Below are 17092 nucleotides of genomic sequence, written 5' to 3'. Positions count from 1 at the left end.
ACTCAGCGCCCTTCGGCCGTCAGCCCGCGTCGGTCACGTCCGCCGAACCGGCTCGCTCGGCCCGGTAGGCCCGCACAGCGCTGTGCACGGTGGGGAAGAAGTGGTCGGCACCGAACCGGCTGCCGACGCCGAAGCGCACGAGGCGGTCCTTGACCGGGCCCTTCATCTCCGCGAACACCAGGTCGACCCCGAGCGCGGCGAGATGGTCGTCCAGCTCGACGAGCTCGTCGAGTGCGGTGGTGTCGAGGCCCGTGATCGGTTCTGACGCGATGATCACGCGGCGCACCGGCGTCGGGGCGTCCGCGACGAGGCCGCGAACCCAGGTGTCGAACACGTCGCCGTTGGCGAAGAAGAGGGGCGCGTCGAACCGCGCGATCACCAGGCCTGGGACCCGCTCCCCCTCGGGGTGCCGGCTGAGGTCGTGGAACCCGGGAACGCCCTCCACGCTGACCAGCTCGGCGCGGTACGGATCCCACGCTCGGCGCACGAACACCGCGAGCGACAAGGCGACGGCGACGGCGATGCCCTGCAGCACGCCGACGAACGCCACACCGAGGAACGCCGCGACCAGCAGCGCCGCGTCGCTCCGGCTCATCCGCACGAGGCGGACGAGCGTGTGCACGTCGACGAACGAGGACGCAGCTGCGATGACGACCGCGGCCAGTGTCGCCGACGGCAGGTACTCGGACAGGCCGGGTGCGACCAGCATGAAGACGACGAGCAGCACGGCGGCCACGACGCCGGTCAGCTGCGTGCGGGCGCCGGCCTGGACCGCGACCGGCGTGCGCGACGCGCTCCCCGAGACGGGAAAGCCGCCGAGCAGCCCGGTCGCGAGGTTCGAGGCTCCCAGCGCGCCCATCTCCTGGCTGCCGTCGACGGCCTCCCCCCGGCTGCCGCCGAGCGCGCGCGAGAGGACAGTCGTGTCGGCGAACGTGATGAGTGCGATGCCGGCCGCCGGACCGACGAGCGCGAGCACGTCTGCGGGGTCGAGGCCCGCGAGGGCCGGTGCGGGCAGGCCGGACGGCAGGGCGCCCACGACGGGGATCTGGTCGGCGAGCCCGAGCGCAGCAGTCAGGACGCTCGCCCCGACGACCGCCAGCACGATGCCCTTCGCGGTGGCACCCAGCGCGCGCGCCGCGACGATGACCGCGAGCGATCCGACGCCGATCGCGGCCGCCGCGCCATCGACCTGACCGTCGGCGACCGCGGCGACCGTCTGGCCGAGGTGCTCCCAGACCGACCCGGGAGGCACGGCGACGCCGAGCAGCTTGGGCAGCTGGCCGGCGATGACGACCAGCGCGATCCCGTTCATGTAGCCGACGCGGATCGGCATCGACAGCAGGCCGGTGAGGAACCCGAGCCGCAGCACGCGGCCGCCGATGAGCATGAGGCCCATGAGCACGGCAAGCATGCCGGCCAGCGCGACGGCACGGTCGGCATCGCCCAACGCGAGCGGCAGCACCGCGGCCCCGATCATCGGCGCGAGCGACGAGTCGGGCCCGAGCACGAGCACCCGCGACGGGCCGACGACCGCGTAGACGAGAAGGGGCACGATCGTCGCGTACAGGCCGGTGACCGGCGGCAGCCCTGCGGCCGTGGCGTAAGCCATGCCCGCAGGTATCGCGACCGCGACGAGCGTCGCCCCGGCGACCAGGTCCCGTCGTAGCCACGCGCGCTCGTAGCTCCGGGTCACACCGACGCCGGGGAGCAGCCCTACGACCCGCCCGCGGTCCACCTCTCGAGCCTAGGACCGGGCACCTGACGGACACCCGGGCCGGACGTCCCCCGACGCACCGCTATGGCCACGGTCCTCGTCGAGCTGCTGGCCTCATGCCTCCGTGCCGGTCACCCCGATGTAGACCGCCGCATTGCCGCGCGGGTTGAGCAGCACGACAGGAGCGATGCACCGCTCCGGCAGGGCGAGCCGGGCGTGGATCTTGGCGTCACCCGTGGACGAGAACGGCACGACCGCCGTCGTCGCGACCACGGCCCCGTTGCACGCCACGCTCGCCGCGAGCTGTGGGATGGGGTTCGCCCCGGTCGACGTCAGGACGAGGCCCTCGACCCGGACGTCCAGCCGACCGTCGTGGCGCAGCCGAGCCTGGCCGTCGCCGATCACCCAGTCCGCGCCGCCCGGTGTCGTCTGGAACAGCACCGGGTCGGTCGTCAGGCTGCCGGCCAGCTCCGCCCTCAGGACGGTCCGCCCACCACCGCCCCCGTGCTCGCCACCGGCCACCGCCGCGGGCGCCCCGAGCAACCCGGCGGTCGCCACGATCGCCGCCGCCATCGCGACGCGCCTCAGGATCGTCGTCATCGTCAACCCCTCCTCCGGGGGCCCACGACGGGCCCCTCACAATGGAGACGAGACGGGGACGCGACGGGTTCATCGGCACCAGGAGCGCGGCTCCCAGCAGTGTCACGAGGCCCGCGGCGGTGTGACTCCCTGGTTGGCTAACCGATCGCGCGTGAGTCGGCGAGAGCGCCGAACGGCGCCAAGAACGCCGACAGTCCGGCCAACAGTGCTTCCGGCGCGGCTTCCGCGACCCAGTGACCGGTCCCGGGAACGACGAGGGTCTCGACGTCCTCGGCAACGGCCGACAGCGCACCGGCCACCGATGCGCCCCAACTCGCTTCGCAGCCGATGCCGAGGACGGGCATCGTCAGCTTGCGGGCGGCTCGTGCCCCGTTCTGCGCCATGGTCTCGTCCCAGGAGCGATAGAAGCCGAAGCTGCCGGGAAGCGCGCCGGGCGCGGCGAGACCCTTGACGTAGTAGTCGATGGCGGCATCGGGGACCTGACCCCCCTGGACGGCGAACTCGTAGCCGAAGAAGATCGCCTCCCGACCCACGACGAGCTGCTCGGCGATCTCACCGGCACGGTTGAAGGCGATGTGCCACAGCTTGTTGTTGACCTGCCGTGGTGCGAACAACGGTGGTGAGTGGTCCGGGGTGGGGGGCCCCGGGACCTCGGCGAGCGCGACGCGGTCGACCCGGTCGGGGTAGTCCGCTGCGAGGGCATAGCTGATCACGAGTCCGGTGTCGTGGCCGACGACGGCGAACCGGTCGTGCCCCAGCTCGTGCATGAGGGCCGCGAGGTCGCCGGCGAGCGTCGCGGCGTCGTACCCGCCCTCCGGCTTGTCGGTCAGGCCGAGGCCGCGCTGGTCGACGGCAACCACCGTGTAGTCCTTCGCAAGCTCGGGCATCACGTGGCGCCAGGCGTACCAGGTCTCCGGCCAACCGTGCACGAGGAGCAGGGCGGGCCCGTCGCCACCGATCACCGCGTGCTGGCGGATGCCGTTCGCGTCGATCAGGCGGCTCGTGAATGTCGCGGTGAATCCGTCCGGCAGGTCGGGCGCTCGCACGACCGAGCCGAAGGCCTCGGACTCCGGGTAGAGCGAGAGTGCGGTCATGATGGGAATCCCTTCTCTTCTCTGGGGGCCGACGCCGAGACGGCTCCAGCACCTGAACCGTGGCTCCCGCGACCGCCGGCTCGCGCCAGGGAGCACCCTGGTCCAGTCCCCGGGAGCAGCGAACGAGCCCCCGGGCCACCGGTGTCGCAGCGTGACCAGAGGCGTCTGCCACCACCACGCACGCGATTCCGAGCAGCACACCAGACGGCGTACCGAGCTCTGAGCCCAGGCGGGTTCCCCGCAACCTCCACCGGCGGCCCCGTGAGCAGACAGGGGGGCTCCCGGGCGCGACGCGGCGGCGCGACGACGAAGGTCGTCGATACCGATCACCGTGGTCGGTGTTCCTGAAGGAGAAGCCCATGGACGAGTTCTCTCTCAAGCCCCTGCCTGCGAGCCGGACGCACGGGTCGTCGACGAGGCGGCGTCGCGCAACGCGACTGGTGGCGATCGCCTGTGCCGCCGCCATCGCCGCACTCGGCAGCACGGCCGTGTCGGCCGACGCGGTAGCCGATGCGCCGTCGCGCACGGTCAGGGCGTCCCGCGACATCGGTCTCGTCTCGACGGCGCCGAACCTGCCTGCCGGATTCAGGACCGTCTTCGAGAGCCGGTTCGTGCGGGCCAACAACATCCGTCAGCACGTGGTCATCGGCGGCGAGGGCCCGCCCCTCCTGCTCGTGCACGGCTGGCCCGAGACCTGGTACGCCTGGCGCCTGGTGATGCCGGAGCTGGCCAAGAACTACACCGTCATCGCGGTCGACCAGCGCGGTATCGGCCGGTCCGAGGGGACGGCAGGCGGGTACGACGCGGCGACGCTCGCCGACGACCTCGCTGCGCTGATGACGAAGCTCGGCCACGAGAAGTTCGCCGTGGTCGGCCACGACACCGGCGCCGTCGTCTCCTATGCCCTGGCCGCTGACCACCGCGACCGGGTCGAGCGCCTTGCTTTCGCGGAGATTCCCGGTCCTCCCGGAGTCGGCGATCTCGCGCAGCCCCCAGCGCCGCCGATGTTCGTTCCCGACCAGCTCAACGACAAGCTGTGGCACATTCCGTTCAACCGTGTCGACAACGACCTGATCCTCGACATGGTCGGCAGCAACGCCGACGCCTTCTACCGCTACGAGTACTCCATCCAAGGCGGCGGGGCGACACTGCCTGACGCGGCGATCGACTACTACATCGACCTCTACACCCGCAACAGGGACGTCCTGCGGACGAGCTTCGGGCTCTACCGCGACTGGGACGCCACCGTGAACCAGAACCGTGCGGTGCGTCAGGCCACGAAGCTGACGATCCCCGTCCTCGCTGTCGGCGGAGAGAACAGCTGGGGCGACGCTGTCGGGCATGGCATGGAGCTCACCGCGACCGACGTGACGACCGCGGTTCTCCCCGGATCCGGGCACTGGGTCGCCGAGCAAGCCCCGGGCGAGCTGCTCGACGTTCTGACCGAGTTCCTCGTGCCGTACGGCGCGGCGGAGAAGGGAGCGGACTGACATCACCCCAGGGCGAACACCGCTGGACTGCGGGGACCGACCAGGCATCGAGCCGTCGGTCCCCGCTGCTCGCCCCGGGTGACCGCACCTCCACCGGACGCGAAGGATGGCTGCGCGACCAGCAGGCCCGCTCCTCCGGTCGCGCGCCGCACGGGAATATGCTCTGGCAGACGCCACGCAACGGCACACGGCGGCCAGAGGAGTGACAGGTGTCACAGCAGCGGGTCGTGATGCAGTTGCGTGGCCGCGGGAGCGAGTGCGCGGAGCTCGACGCCCATCTCGAAGCTGCGCGGGCAGGCGACAGCCGGACTGTGGTGCTACGCGGCGAAGCCGGCATCGGCAAGACCGCGCTGCTCGAGTACCTGGCGGTCCGCAGCACAGGCTGTCGAGTCGTCAGGGTGGTCGGTATCGAGTCGGAGATGGAGCTGCCGTTCGCGGCTATCCATCAGCTGTCCCGACCGCTCCTCGATGGCCTCGGGCGTCTGCCCGCACCGCAGCGCGAGGCCCTGGAGACGGCGTTCGGCCTGAGCTCGGGCCAGCCGCCTGATCGCTTCTTCGTGGGGCTGGCCCTGCTGAGCCAGCTCGCCGAGCACGCTGAAGCGCGGCCGGTCGTCTGCCTCGTCGACGACGCCCAGTGGCTGGACCGGTCCTCGGCCCAGGTGCTCTCGTTCGTCGCGAGGCGTCTTCACGCGGAGTCGGTCGTCCTCGTTCTTGCCGAGCGCGACGGGGACTCCCCCAGCGAGTTCGAGGGCCTGCCGGAACTGCGCCTCCGAGGGCTGTCGGAGGATGACGCGGCACGCCTGGTCATTGCCTCGAGCCTCGGACCGCTGGATGCGTCGGTACGCGGCCGGATCATCGCCGAGGCGCACGGCAACCCGCTCGCCCTGCTGGAGCTCCCGCGTGGGCAGTCGTCAGCTGCCGTCGCGGGCGGCTTCTCCGTCCCGGGCAAGGTGACCGTGCCCAGCCGGATCGAAGCGAGCTATCGCCGCCGGATCGAGATTCTCCCGGACGAGACGCAACGCCTGCTGCTGGTGGCGGCGGCGGAACCGGTCGGTGATCCCAACCTGCTCTGGCGCGCAGTGTCCGAGCTCGGTATCCCCGTTGACGCGGCGGCGCCGGCCGAGGCGGACGACCTGATCGAGATCGACGCACGCGTGGGCTTCCGTCACCCCCTCCTGCGCTCGGCGATCTACCGGGCAGCGTCGCCGACGGAACGCCGCAACGCACATCGAGCACTGGCCGCGGCCACCGATCCTGAGATCGACCCCGATCGTCGGGCCTGGCACCGCGCTCAGGCCGTGCTCGGTCCCGACGACGTCATCGCCGCCGAGCTCGAGCGGTCGGCCGGACGGGCCAGGGCTCGCGGTGGACTCGCCGCTGCCGCCGCATTTCTGCAGCGGTCGGTCGCGCTGACGCGGGAGCCCACGCTGCGGGCCGATCGCGCGTTGGCCGCGGCCCAGGCGAGTCTGCAAGCCGGCGCGTTCGACGCGGCGTCCCGGCTGGTGGCCGCAGCGGAGACCGGACCACTCGACGAGCTCTCTCGAGCCCGCGTCGATCGGCTGAACGCCGAGGTCGCGTTCGCCCAGAACCGCGGGGGCGAGGCTTCGCTGCTCCTGCTCAGGGCAGCTCGGAAGCTCGAGACCCTCGACGTACGCCTGTCGCGCAACACCTATCTCGACGCGTGGGCCGCAGCGCTCTTCGCCGGCCATCTGGCGGGTGAGGGCGGCAGCCTCCTGGACGTCTCCCGCGCCGTGGCGACCGCGCCCGAGCCTGTGCCTTCTCCTCTTCCGTGCGATCTGCTCCTCGACGGCTTGGCGTTGGTCTTCTCCGACGGACGTCCGGCGGCAGTGCCCGCGCTACGGCGTGCGGTCGCTGCGTTCGCGAGTCGCGACGTCTCCGAGGAGGAGGTGCTTCGGTGGGGGTGGCTCGCGACCCGAGCGGCGAACCTGATCTGGGACTACGACCGCGGGCTCGAGATCGGCACGGCGGCTGTTCGACTCGCCCGCGACGCAGGGGCGCTCGAGGTCCTGGCTGTCGCAGACAACGCGTGCGGTCAGGCCGCGGTCTCCGGCGGTGACTTCTCGCGGGCGGCGCTGCTGGTGGCCGAAGTGGACACCATCAAGGAGGCGACCAACACCCGCATCGCCCCACACGCTGCGCTCGCCCTCGCGGGAGCACGCGGCCACGAGGCCTTCGCCTCCGATCTCATCGCGGGAGTCGTCGCCCACGCCACCGTCGGCGGACAGGGAACCGCCGTCCAGTACGCGCGCTGGGCGAGCTCCGTGCTCCTCAACGGACTCGGCCGCTATGACGAGGCGCGCACGGAGGCCGTGGCGGCGTGCGACAGCACACCCGAGCTACACGTTGCTTCGTGGGCGTTGAGCGAGCTCATCGAGGCTGCCACGCGGACAGACCACGCAGATCTGGCCAGCGACGCTCTCCGTCGACTCGGGCAGCACATCGAGGGATGCGAGACCGATTGGGCACTCGGGATCCATGCGCGATCCCGTGCCCTACTGAGCGATGGTGACGCGGCCGAGTCCTCGTACCGAGAAGCGATCGCACGCCTGAGCCGGACACAGCTCCGACCGGAGCTCGCTCGCGCCCACCTGCTCTACGGCGAGTGGCTCCGGCGCCGGGGCCAGCGCGTCAGCGCCCGTGACCAGCTCCGCACCGCCCACGAGATGCTCACCACGATCGGCATGGACGCGTTCGTCGAGCGCGCTCGGCGCGAGCTTCTCGCCACCGGGGAGAGAGCGCGCAGCCGGACCGTGGAGACGCGAGACCGTCTCACCCTCCAAGAGGCGCAGATCGCCCAGCTGGCGAGCGACGGTCTGACGAACCCGGAGATCGGAGCTCGGCTCTTCCTCAGTGCGCGCACCGTCGAGTGGCACCTGGGCAAGGTCTTCACCAAGCTGCGCGTGAGCTCCCGTCGAGAGCTGAACTCCGCACTCCCCGGTGCGGGGCTGGCGGCACTGCCGGCCTCGTAGGGTCGACCGCCCAGCGCCAGTGGCCGTCAACGCCTTGGCGGCGACGCCGCGTGAGGGCTAGCCGGTATCTCGGGATTCCCGGGCGCGCTCCTTCCCGCTGACGACCAGTGCGGCCGTCGACTTCACGGGGGAGGTCGGTCATGGCAATCGGCGACGGGATCAGGCGGGACATCGCGTTGGTCTCCCAGGCGGAACGCGACAGGTTGGTCGCCGCGATCCTCACGCTCGACACGAGCAAGATCTACCCGGACGGCGTGACCTTCTGGGACAAGCAGGAGGACATCCACAAGAACGCCCACCTCTCGGGCGTCAACGTGCACGGCGGACCGGGCTTCGTGCCCTGGCACCGGGAGATCGTCAACCGGTTCGAGCAGCTCATCCGCGAGGTCGACCCCGACCTGTCGCTGCACTACTGGAACTGGAGCGTCGACCCCCGCAGCACCGCGGACGGCCGGGCGAACCTGTTCACGACGTCGTTCATGGGCGACTCCCAGGGCGACGCCGGGGCACCGCTGGGCGCCTTCGAGTCGACCGAGGGCGGTGGCCACACCCACATCTGGCGCTCGGTCAACGGCGGCAGCACCACCCTGTCGGCCTCCCCGGTGAGTCTGTCGGACGCGACCGTCGTCGGGTCGGCGACCTGGGAGATCTTCAACGACAACATCCAGCAGGTCCACGGCGACGCGCACGGGTTCATCGGCGGCACGCTCACCCAGGCGCACTACTCGTTCCACGACCCGTTCGTGTTCCTGCTGCACTCCAACGTCGACCGGCTGTACTCGATGTGGCAGACCGCGGCAGGACACCCCGAACGGCTCAATCCCGCCACGGTGTACGCCGGCGACAGCGCTGACCCGGGTCTGAACGGACCCGTGGAGCCGTGGGCGGGCAACGTCGCCGACCCGTCGCTCCAGCTGCGCCCGTGGGCACCGCCGGACAACCAGCAGGTCGTCAAGACCTACAAGCACCCCTCGATGGTCGCTCCGCCGTGCTACGACACGGTGCCCGAGGTCTCGCTGCTCGAGGTGGTCAATCCGGGCAGCCACATCACCTTCAACGACGTGCCGACCGGCGAGACGACCGCTCGCGCGGCGGTCTTCCGCGTGTACTCCTGCGACGCGGTCACCTTCGAGGTCATCGTCGCGCCGGCGAGCCCCTACCTCGTCCTGACCCCTGGCGGCCAGGTCACCGTGCCGCACGCCCTCGTGCCCTACACCGAGGCCAGGATCTGGTTCGGCATGACGGGCGGCGCGGCCGGAACGAGCGCCCCGACCGGTACCACGACGATCCGGTGCGTCGAGACCGGCCAGGACTTCGTCTTCGACCTCACCGGGAACTCGATCCCCCGGCCCACCGTCGCGGTCATGATGGCCCTGGACCAGTCGGGGTCGATGGACGACCCGGCGGGGACCTCCGGAGCAACCCGTATCGAGGTGCTCAAGCAGGCCGCCGGCCGGTTCGGCCAGCTCATCCAGGCGGGCAACGGTCTGGGCCTGATCCGGTTCGACACCGACGCCTACCCGGTCGCCGACCCGACGTTCCCCGGGCTCGGCGTCACGCTCATCGGGCCTGGCGGCGACTTCGACCCGAACCGCGTCATCGCGCTCTCCGCGATCGGCGACCACCACACCAACCTCGCCGGCGCGACCTCCATCGGCGACGGCGTCGTCATGGCCCGCAACGTCCTGAGCGCGGTGCCCGCCACCGACTACCAGCACAAGGCGTTGATCGTCTTCACCGACGGCCTGGAGAACCGGGACGCGACGATCGACAGCGTGACGGCGAGCATCGACCAGCGCACGTTCGCCATCGGGCTCGGCAACGAGGCCCAGGTCTCGACGACCGCGCTGCGCAAGCTGGCGAACAACACCGGCGGCTACCTGCTGCTCACGGGCGTGCTCACGCCGGGCACCGACGAGTACTTCCGGCTGACGAAGTACTTCCTGCAGATCCTCGCCGGCGTCACGGACACCGCCATCGTGGTGGACCCCTCCGGGTACCTGCCCCCCGGCGACACGCTGCGGATCCCGTTCGTGCTCAACGAGGCCGACATCGACGCGACCGTGGTCCTGCTGGAGGACCTGCCCGTGATCGACATGGTGCTCGAGACCCCGGACGGCACGATCATCGACCCCGCGACGGCGTCCGGGGTCGGCGTCACTGCCGGGGCCGGCGACGACATGCGCTACTACCGCACCAACCTCCCGGTGCCCGTCGGCGCGGGCGCCCACGAGGGCACCTGGCACGCGATCCTGACGATCGACGAGGGCGCCTGGAAGAAGGTCCTCAAGCGCCTGCGCAGTCGCGACGACGACGAGGGCAGGATCGCGTTCGCGCGGGCCGCCGCTCATGGCGCGCGGTACTCGGTGAACGTCTACTCCGCGTCCAACCTGCGCCTCGCGGCGAGCCTCGAGCAGCCCAGCATCGAACCCGGCAGCACGGCGACCATCCACGCCGCGCTGACCGAGTACGGGTTGCCCGTGGAACACCGAGCACACGTGGTTGCGCACGTCACCGGTCCCACCGGCGTCTCGATGCTCACCCTGGCCGAGACCACCGGGGGCCTGTTCACCGGCACCCTGGCCACTCCCCTGCCGGGTACCTACCAGGTCAGGGTCGTCGCCGACGGGCTCACCATGCGCGGCAGCGCCTTCACCCGCGAGCAGCTGCTCACCGCCGTCGCCATCCGCGGTGGCGACCGGCCCAGCACCCCGACCGACGACCCCGGCGGCGGCAAGGGCCGCGACCTGTGCGACCTGCTCGACTGCCTCACCGAGGTCGGTGCCAAGTTCCTCGAGCGCAACGACATCTCGCCCGAGGAGCTCCGTCGCTGCATCCGTGCCCACTGCACCGACCACCGCTGACCACGCGGCCCCGGACGCATCGCCCGGTGCCGCTACGGGTCCGTGAAGGGGTGGGTGCGACGATGACCCCGTGGAGGTGGAGCTCCTGTACGTCGCCCGGTGCCCGCACTGGCGCCTGGCCGACGAGCGGTTGCGACTGGCGTTGGCCGCGGTCGGTCGTGCGGACCAGTCGATCTCGTACGTGCAGGTGGACACGGCCGAGGATGCCGCGACGACCGGACTCGCGGGATCGCCGACGGTCCTCGTCGACGGTCGTGATCCGTTCGGAGCACCGGGCGCGAGGGTCGGGGGTCCGGCGTGCCGGCTCTTCACCACCCCTGACGGGCTTGCGGGCTCTCCGACCGTGGAGCAGCTGGTGGCCGTGCTGCGATGAACCATCCCGAGGTGGCCGGGTCAGCGGCGCCCTCCGTCACCCCGCACCTGGGTCAACCAGGCGTCGAGGTACTCCCGCAGTCCGCTCATGTCGCCGCCGCCGCGGTATGCCACGTACCCGTCCGGGCGAACAAGGACGTGACCGGGTCGCGAGCCGCTCACGCCCAGGAGCCTGTGGGCTCGACCCGACGCGTCGTGCAGGACGTGCGGCGCGGCGACCGTGCTCAGGCGATGGACGGCGACCGTGCCGCGTCCGGAGGAGAGGACGTCGTCGATGTCGGGACCTCGGACGTCGGACGGTCCGTGGACGAGCAGGTGGAACCACTCCCCGGCGGTGGCCTCGTGCAGCGTCGTCGACCTGCCGTCGAGCTCGAGTGGCGCGTCGGGGAGTCGATCGCCGGCACGGCTCGCGCGACGGGAGGATCGGGGGGCCTCGACCGAGAGTGGGCTGCGACGGTAGCGGATGCCGAGCTCGGAGATGGTCCGGAACGCCGCCGCACGACCGGCGCGGACACGCACCAGCACAGGCAGCATCGCCGGGGCGAGACGGCTTCGCGCGAACACCACCGCAGCGTTCGGGGACGTTGCGATCGTGAAGGCGCGGTCCGTGAAGCGGAGCACGGTGCGTCCGACCGGCGCCCGCTCGGACTCGTACGTGTCCAGCAGGGCTGGCCTCCCGCGACCGGAGGTCACCAGCGCGAGCTTCCAGGCGAGGTTCACCGCGTCCTGGATCCCGGTGTTCATCCCCTGCGCCCCGGCCGGGCTGTGCACGTGCGCGGCGTCCCCGGCAACGAACACCCGGCCGGCGCGATAGTGCGCGGCTCCACGGTTGTGCAGCCGGAAGTTCGTCATCCACACCGGGTCGCGCAACCGCACCTGCCCACCCGTGTAGCGGTGAGCGAGGGCCTGGAGCTCCGACAGGGTCACGTCATCGTCGGCGCGGCCCGCGTCGCCAGGGGGTCGCATCACCAGCATGCGCCAGGTGGTCGGCCTGCCGAGCGGGAAGAAGAACAGCATCCCCGACGTGCCGAGGAACGCGTGCGCGGCTCCCCTCTCGATCCCGTCGGCCTCGAGGTCGGCCAGCACGAAGGTCTGTGGGTAGACGTTGCCCGTGAACGGGATCCCGACGTGGGTGCGAACCGCGCTGCGCGGACCGTCGCAGCCGACGACGTACTGCGCGACGACGGTCTCCTCTCGTCCCGCACCGTCTCGCAGGGTGCAGGTGACGGCCTGCGTGCCGTTCTCGAGCGCGACCAGCTCCACTCCCCGCTCGAGCCGTACCCCACGCGCGTTCAGGTGCTGACCGAGCACCTGCTCCGTCTCGGCCTGGGAGAGGAAGAGCAGGAACGGGTAGCGGGTGTCCGGGACCCCGATGTCGAACAGCGGGAACCGCACCACCTTGTGGGGGAAGTGGATGAGCACGTCGACAGCGCGATCCCCGCGTCGGAGGAGCTCGTCGGTGACCCCAAGCCCGGCGAGGACCTCGAGGGTGCGCGGCTGGATCGCCAGCGCCCGTGACTCTCGGACGCGGTCGAGCTGGCGGTCGACGATGCGCACCCGGACGTGACGACGCGCCAGCTCCGCGGCAAGGGTGAGGCCGGTGGGCCCGGCGCCGACCACCAGGACCTCGACCGACGCTGCGCCGAGCGGTTCGCCCTCATCGCTCACACGAGCAACGTAACCACCGAGCCGAGGTGCAGGTACGGATTGCGCACGACACAGTGACCGCCACGGTGCCAGAGCGTGCGGGCGATCGCCGACGCAGCCGGGGCCACCGTCACCCCGATCGTCGGGCGCATGATGGACCCATGGGCGTGCCGAAGGAGACCTCCGCGAGCATCGAGATCCCGGTGAACCCCGAGGTCGCGTGGCGCGCCCTCACGACCGCCGCCGGCGCTGCGACCGACGCCACCGTCTGGCACCTGGCACACGCGGACGTCACGCTCGACACCCTCTCCCCCGCGGAGGCCGCGAGCGGGTACGGGGCGTGGAACGACGTCGACTACCGAGTGTCTGCACACCTGATTCCACGCGGCGCCCGCGAGACCGTGGTCGTCCTGACGGCCGAGTCCGATGTCGAGCTGCGAGGCATCGCCGGCGCTGCGCGGGCAGCGAGATCACGGCGTCAGACGCGGCGCGATCTGGAAGCCCTGGCCGCCGCGGTCGGCGAGCAGGTCACCAGCTGGAGCACCACCACCGGCTGACGGACGAGCGGTGCGGCGGGGTCACGGCCTCCGCGTGCCGAGGACGGGCTATCGATCAGGGGTGCGGCAGCTTCAGGCGGCTGTTGAGGACCTGGAGGTTCGCCGGCATCTCCGCCGCCGCCTGCCGTCGGACGACGAGCGGGACGAGCAGGCGCCCGATGCCGTGACCCTCGAAGTCGACGGTGATCGTCAGGCGGGTCAGCTCCGGCGCCTGCTACGGCCGGTCGGGTCAAGAGCGAGACGGCCGGTCGACCTGGTGCAGCTCCACGTCGACGAGCGCGCCCTGTCGGATCTGCGCCGTCATGAACGTCGCGAACGGCTGACGCCGGCGGTCCGTCGGCGATCCGGGGTTCAGCAGGCGCAGCCCTGCCGGCGTGACCGAGTCCCACGGGATGTGACTGTGTCCGAAGACCAGCACGTCGAGGTTCGGGTGCGCGACGTCGCACCGGTGCTCGCGGCCGACGGCCGGTCCCGTCTCGTGCACGACGCCGAGCCGAACGCCGTCCAGGTCGGCACGCGCGACTCTCGGCAGCAGTCGGTGCAGGGTGGGACCGTCGTTGTTGCCGTGGCACCCGACCATCCGGCGGGCCCGCCGGTTGAGCACGTCGGAGAACTCGTCGGACACCCAGTCGCCGGCGTGCACCACGACGTCGGCGTCGTCCACCGCGTCCCAGACGACGCCGGGCAGGTCGCGCGCCCTCCGCGGGATATGGGTGTCGGCGAGCAGGACCAGGCGCATGCTCCGATTCTGTCGCCTTCGGATCACGCGCAGGCTCGCGAGCACGGCGTTCGCCGTTCGCCGTGCGGCTCGAGCCGGAGAACGCGACGATGCGTCCATGCAGGCGATCCGCGGTTTTGCCGCGCTCGTCGCAGTCGCCGTCGCGGCGGGCTGCGCGACGGGTTCGGCGGCGACCGAGGCTGACGAGGCCCGCGCGCTCGCGGAGCCCGTGGCCCAGGCTGCCTCCGCGGTCGGAACCGCGCAGCTGTCGGTGCGGCTGCTCGGCGACGACCGCACGTCGGCCCCCGTTGCCGACACCGCGCTGATCGACTCGATCCACGTTCTCGCCGAGGCATCCGACGCCGTCGCCACCTTCGTCCCCAGCAACGGCACAGGCTCCGCCTGGCAGATCGACACTCTCGACGCCGTGCAGTCGGCGCAGACGGCCGTGGCGCAGGCACGCGCCTGGGCGAACGGGACCGGCGCGCTGTCGGACGCGACCGCCGCACTCGGGGCCAGCGCGGACCGGCTGGACGAGATCGCCGCCACGCTGGAGACGGCGGGCGGATCGTGAAGAAGATCCTCGGGCTCGCGCTGGGCATCCTCACCGCCATCGGTGGGTTCCTGGACATCGGGGACATGGTCACCAACGCGGTCGTCGGGTCCCGCTTCGGGCTCTCGCTCGCCTGGGTCGTCGGCGTCGGCGTCGTGGGGATCTGCCTGTTCGCCAGCATGTCCGGGCGGGTGGCCGCCGTCAGCGGGCGGGCGACCTTCGAGATCATCCGCGAACGCCTGGGACCGCGGGCGGCCGGCGCCAACCTGGCGGCGAGCTTTCTCATCAACCTGCTCACGCTGACGGCCGAGGTCGGCGGCATCGCGCTGGCCCTGCAGCTGGCCAGCAGCGTGGAGCCGCGGTTGTGGATCCCCGTGGCAGCCCTGGCGCTGTGGCTGGTGGTGTGGCGCACCAAGTTCTCGATCATGGAGAACGTCACCGGGATCGTCGGGCTCACGCTCGTCGTGTTCGCGGTCGCGGTCTTCCAGCTCGGCCCCGACTGGAGCGAGCTCGCCGAGCAGGCGTTCCACCCGAGCGTCCCTGGTACCGAGGGCCCCGCCGTGTACTGGTACTACGCGATCGCCCTGTTCGGCGCCGCCATGACGCCGTACGAGGTGTTCTTCTTCTCCTCCGGCGCGGTCGAGGAACGGTGGACCGTCAAGGACCTGGCGCAGTCGCGGCTCAACGTGCTGGTGGGCTTCCCGTTCGGCGGGGTGCTGTCGATCGCCATCGCCGCGTGCGCCGCCATCGTGTTCCTACCCGCCGGGATCGAGGTCTCGTCGCTCTCGCAGATCGTGCTGCCGGTCGCGCTCGCCGGCGGAAAGCTGGCCCTCGCCGTCGTCATCGTCGGGATCGTCGCCGCGACGTTCGGCGCCGCCCTGGAGACGTCGCTGTCCAGCGGGTACACCTTGGCGCAGTTCATGGGCTGGTCGTGGGGCAAGTTCCGGCGGCCGGCCCGGGCCGCGCGGTTCCACCTGACGATGATCGTCTGCATCCTGGTGGCTGCCGGCGTGCTGATGACCAGCGTCGACCCCATCAAGGTCACCGAGTTCTCGGTCGTCTTCTCCGCCATCGCCCTGCCGCTGACCTACCTGCCGATCCTCGTGGTGGCGAACGATCCGGAGTACATGGGCGAGCACGTCAACGGCCGGGTCACCAACGGGTTGGCGCTGGTGTACCTGGTGATCATCGTGGCGGCGTCCGTCGCCGCGATCCCTCTGATGATCGCGACGGGAGCCGGATCGTGAGCCTTCCCCCCGACGAGCACCTCCGGGGACTCGCGCTCGACGCGCGCCTGCACCTGCTCGACCGGCAGGTCCTCGACGTCGACGGCGTCCCGGTGTGCACGGTCGACGACCTCGAGCTGCACGGAGTCGACGGCGCCGACCTCCCCGACGGGAGGCAGACCGTCGTCGTGACGTCGCTGTTGAGCGGGGCCGTGCTGGCCACGCGCATCTTCGGTGGGAGACCACCGCCATCCCGCTGGCACCGGATCCGCTGGGCACACGTCGCCGACGTGGGCACCACCGTCCGGCTGGGGGTGCACGGCGACGAGCTGGACGTCACCTGGCAGGAGCGATGGGTCCGCGACCACGTCATCCGCCGCATCCCTGGGGGCAGCCATGATCCTGGGTGACCTGCTCGACTCCCCGGTCCGCGACGCCGACGGCCGCGCGCTCGGGTACGTCGTCGACGTCCGCCTCGTCATGGACGGCCCTGTCGACGGACTCCTCGCGGCGCTGCGCCTGCACGGTCTGCTGGTCAGTCCACGCACGGGCACGTCGTTCCTCGGCTACGAGCGCACCGGCGTCAACGCCCCCGCGGTGCTCGCCCGGTGGTTCGCCTGGCGGCACCGTGGCACGTTCCTGGTGCACTGGGAGGACGTCCAGGCCGTCAGCCGGGACGCCGTGGTGCTGCGCCCGGGACACCGCAGGTACGCGCCCGACCTGCCGGGCGCGCGCGCCTCACGGGCCTGAGGAGCGGGGACCGTCGCTCAGCGGGCCAGCAGAGGTCGCGGGTTGACGGTCGACCCGTTCACGTAGACCTCGAAGTGCAGGTGGCATGCACCGGAGAGGCCCGTGTTCCCGGAGTAGCCGATCAGCTGCCCCTTGGCGACGCCCTGACCTGCCCTGACGACCGAGCGGGTCAGGTGGTTGGAGCTGCTCATCACCGAGTTCCCCCCGACCGTCCCGTAGTCGAGCATGACCTGGTTGCCGAAGCCGTTGCGCCACTGCGACCAGAGCACTGTCGCGTCGCGCGGCGCGTACAGGGGCGTGTTGCACCCGGTGCGCAGGTCGATGCCGGCGTGCAGGCGCACGTAGCCCAGGATCGGGTGCAGCCGCATGCCGTACTCCGAGGTCACGTACATCGGGTTGATCGAGGTCGGGTTGGCGAACAGGGCTCCGGACACCGATCCCGACGGGGGCTGGACCGGCGCCGGCGCCGGCGGTGGTGGCGGGGGTGGCGGCTCCCGCCCGGCCGCCTCTGCGGCGG

15 protein-coding genes are annotated in these 17092 nt (G+C 71.4%); 9 read left to right on the top strand and 6 right to left on the bottom strand.

Going from position 1 to position 17092, the window contains the following annotated elements; all coding sequences use genetic code 11:
* Nucleotides 1-19: 19 nt before the first annotated feature.
* The 3 genes from AC1DXT_RS14015 to AC1DXT_RS14005 all read right to left on the bottom strand — a co-directional run bounded on the left by AC1DXT_RS14015 (nt 20) and on the right by AC1DXT_RS14005 (nt 3408).
* Nucleotides 20-1735, bottom strand: coding sequence for a SulP family inorganic anion transporter (locus AC1DXT_RS14015; RefSeq protein ID WP_477061924.1), 1716 nt, complete (start codon nt 1733-1735; stop codon nt 20-22).
* 93 nt (nt 1736-1828) lie between these two features.
* Nucleotides 1829-2314, bottom strand: a complete 486-nt coding sequence (locus AC1DXT_RS14010) for a hypothetical protein (protein WP_477061923.1) — start codon at nt 2312-2314, stop codon at nt 1829-1831.
* Between the two features lie 137 nt (nt 2315-2451).
* Nucleotides 2452-3408: an alpha/beta fold hydrolase gene (locus AC1DXT_RS14005; protein ID WP_477061922.1), complete on the bottom strand. Its 957-nt coding sequence runs from the start codon at nt 3406-3408 to the stop codon at nt 2452-2454.
* Nucleotides 3409-3767: 359 nt separating this feature from the next.
* Between AC1DXT_RS14005 and AC1DXT_RS14000 the strand changes: the two genes are divergently transcribed.
* From AC1DXT_RS14000 to AC1DXT_RS13985, 4 genes are all read left to right on the top strand, one after another.
* Nucleotides 3768-4898: an alpha/beta fold hydrolase gene (locus tag AC1DXT_RS14000; protein WP_477061921.1), complete on the top strand. Its 1131-nt coding sequence runs from the start codon at nt 3768-3770 to the stop codon at nt 4896-4898.
* A gap of 230 nt (nt 4899-5128) precedes the next feature.
* Nucleotides 5129-7888 (top strand): helix-turn-helix transcriptional regulator, encoded by a 2760-nt coding sequence (locus AC1DXT_RS13995; protein ID WP_477062286.1) that lies wholly within the window; start codon nt 5129-5131, stop codon nt 7886-7888.
* 140 nt (nt 7889-8028) lie between these two features.
* Nucleotides 8029-10752 (top strand): tyrosinase family protein, encoded by a 2724-nt coding sequence (locus AC1DXT_RS13990; protein WP_477061920.1) that lies wholly within the window; start codon nt 8029-8031, stop codon nt 10750-10752.
* A 70-nt stretch (nt 10753-10822) separates the two neighbouring features.
* Nucleotides 10823-11125, top strand: a complete 303-nt coding sequence (locus tag AC1DXT_RS13985; protein WP_477061919.1) for a thioredoxin family protein — start codon at nt 10823-10825, stop codon at nt 11123-11125.
* Between the two features lie 20 nt (nt 11126-11145).
* Here AC1DXT_RS13985 and AC1DXT_RS13980 read toward each other — a convergent pair whose 3' ends face one another.
* A complete protein-coding gene (locus AC1DXT_RS13980) occupies nt 11146-12792 on the bottom strand; it encodes an FAD-dependent monooxygenase (protein WP_477061918.1) in 1647 nt (548 codons plus the stop codon).
* 140 nt (nt 12793-12932) lie between these two features.
* Between AC1DXT_RS13980 and AC1DXT_RS13975 the strand changes: the two genes are divergently transcribed.
* Nucleotides 12933-13328, top strand: a complete 396-nt coding sequence (locus AC1DXT_RS13975; RefSeq protein WP_477061917.1) for a hypothetical protein — start codon at nt 12933-12935, stop codon at nt 13326-13328.
* Nucleotides 13329-13557: 229 nt separating this feature from the next.
* Here the strand turns inward: AC1DXT_RS13975 and AC1DXT_RS13970 are convergent, their stop codons facing one another.
* A complete protein-coding gene (locus AC1DXT_RS13970) occupies nt 13558-14067 on the bottom strand; it encodes a metallophosphoesterase family protein (protein WP_477061916.1) in 510 nt (169 codons plus the stop codon).
* Nucleotides 14068-14164: 97 nt separating this feature from the next.
* On the opposite strand from AC1DXT_RS13970, the gene AC1DXT_RS13965 reads away from it, so the two are divergent.
* From AC1DXT_RS13965 to AC1DXT_RS13950, 4 genes are read left to right on the top strand one after another with little or no spacing between them, the layout of a single operon-like run.
* Entirely contained in the window at nt 14165-14620 is a 456-nt protein-coding gene (locus tag AC1DXT_RS13965) for a hypothetical protein (protein ID WP_477061915.1), read from the top strand.
* A complete protein-coding gene (locus AC1DXT_RS13960; RefSeq protein WP_477061914.1) occupies nt 14617-15846 on the top strand; it encodes an NRAMP family divalent metal transporter in 1230 nt (409 codons plus the stop codon). The genes AC1DXT_RS13965 and AC1DXT_RS13960 overlap by 4 nt, the downstream gene beginning before the upstream one ends.
* Nucleotides 15843-16235, top strand: a complete 393-nt coding sequence (locus AC1DXT_RS13955) for a hypothetical protein (protein WP_477061913.1) — start codon at nt 15843-15845, stop codon at nt 16233-16235. Before AC1DXT_RS13960 ends, AC1DXT_RS13955 begins: the two co-directional genes overlap by 4 nt.
* Nucleotides 16222-16575 (top strand): PRC-barrel domain-containing protein, encoded by a 354-nt coding sequence (locus AC1DXT_RS13950; RefSeq protein WP_477061912.1) that lies wholly within the window; start codon nt 16222-16224, stop codon nt 16573-16575. The genes AC1DXT_RS13955 and AC1DXT_RS13950 overlap by 14 nt, the downstream gene beginning before the upstream one ends.
* Before the next feature lie 17 nt (nt 16576-16592).
* On the opposite strand, the gene AC1DXT_RS13945 is transcribed toward AC1DXT_RS13950, so the two are convergent.
* A partial coding sequence (locus AC1DXT_RS13945) for a M23 family metallopeptidase (protein WP_477061911.1) occupies nt 16593-17092 on the bottom strand: 500 nt, incomplete at its 5' end.

Source organism: Cellulomonas sp. P1_G12_2 (assembly GCF_056405535.1).
This window is presented reverse-complemented; position numbering and strand designations above follow the sequence as displayed.

Bases quoted from the DNA above. Each gene is read 5' to 3' on its own strand.
- AC1DXT_RS14010 (WP_477061923.1), bottom strand. From the start codon at position 2,314: ATGACGACGATCCTGAGGCGCGTCGCGATGGCGGCGGCGATCGTGGCG.
- AC1DXT_RS14005 (WP_477061922.1), bottom strand. From the start codon at position 3,408: ATGACCGCACTCTCGCTCTACCCGGAGTCCGAGGCCTTCGGCTCGGTC.
- AC1DXT_RS14000 (WP_477061921.1), top strand. From the start codon at position 3,768: ATGGACGAGTTCTCTCTCAAGCCCCTGCCTGCGAGCCGGACGCACGGG.
- AC1DXT_RS13995 (WP_477062286.1), top strand. From the start codon at position 5,129: ATGCAGTTGCGTGGCCGCGGGAGCGAGTGCGCGGAGCTCGACGCCCAT.
- AC1DXT_RS13990 (WP_477061920.1), top strand. From the start codon at position 8,029: ATGGCAATCGGCGACGGGATCAGGCGGGACATCGCGTTGGTCTCCCAG.
- AC1DXT_RS13975 (WP_477061917.1), top strand. From the start codon at position 12,933: ATGGGCGTGCCGAAGGAGACCTCCGCGAGCATCGAGATCCCGGTGAAC.
- AC1DXT_RS13970 (WP_477061916.1), bottom strand. From the start codon at position 14,067: ATGCGCCTGGTCCTGCTCGCCGACACCCATATCCCGCGGAGGGCGCGC.
- AC1DXT_RS13965 (WP_477061915.1), top strand. From the start codon at position 14,165: ATGCAGGCGATCCGCGGTTTTGCCGCGCTCGTCGCAGTCGCCGTCGCG.
- AC1DXT_RS13950 (WP_477061912.1), top strand. From the start codon at position 16,222: ATGATCCTGGGTGACCTGCTCGACTCCCCGGTCCGCGACGCCGACGGC.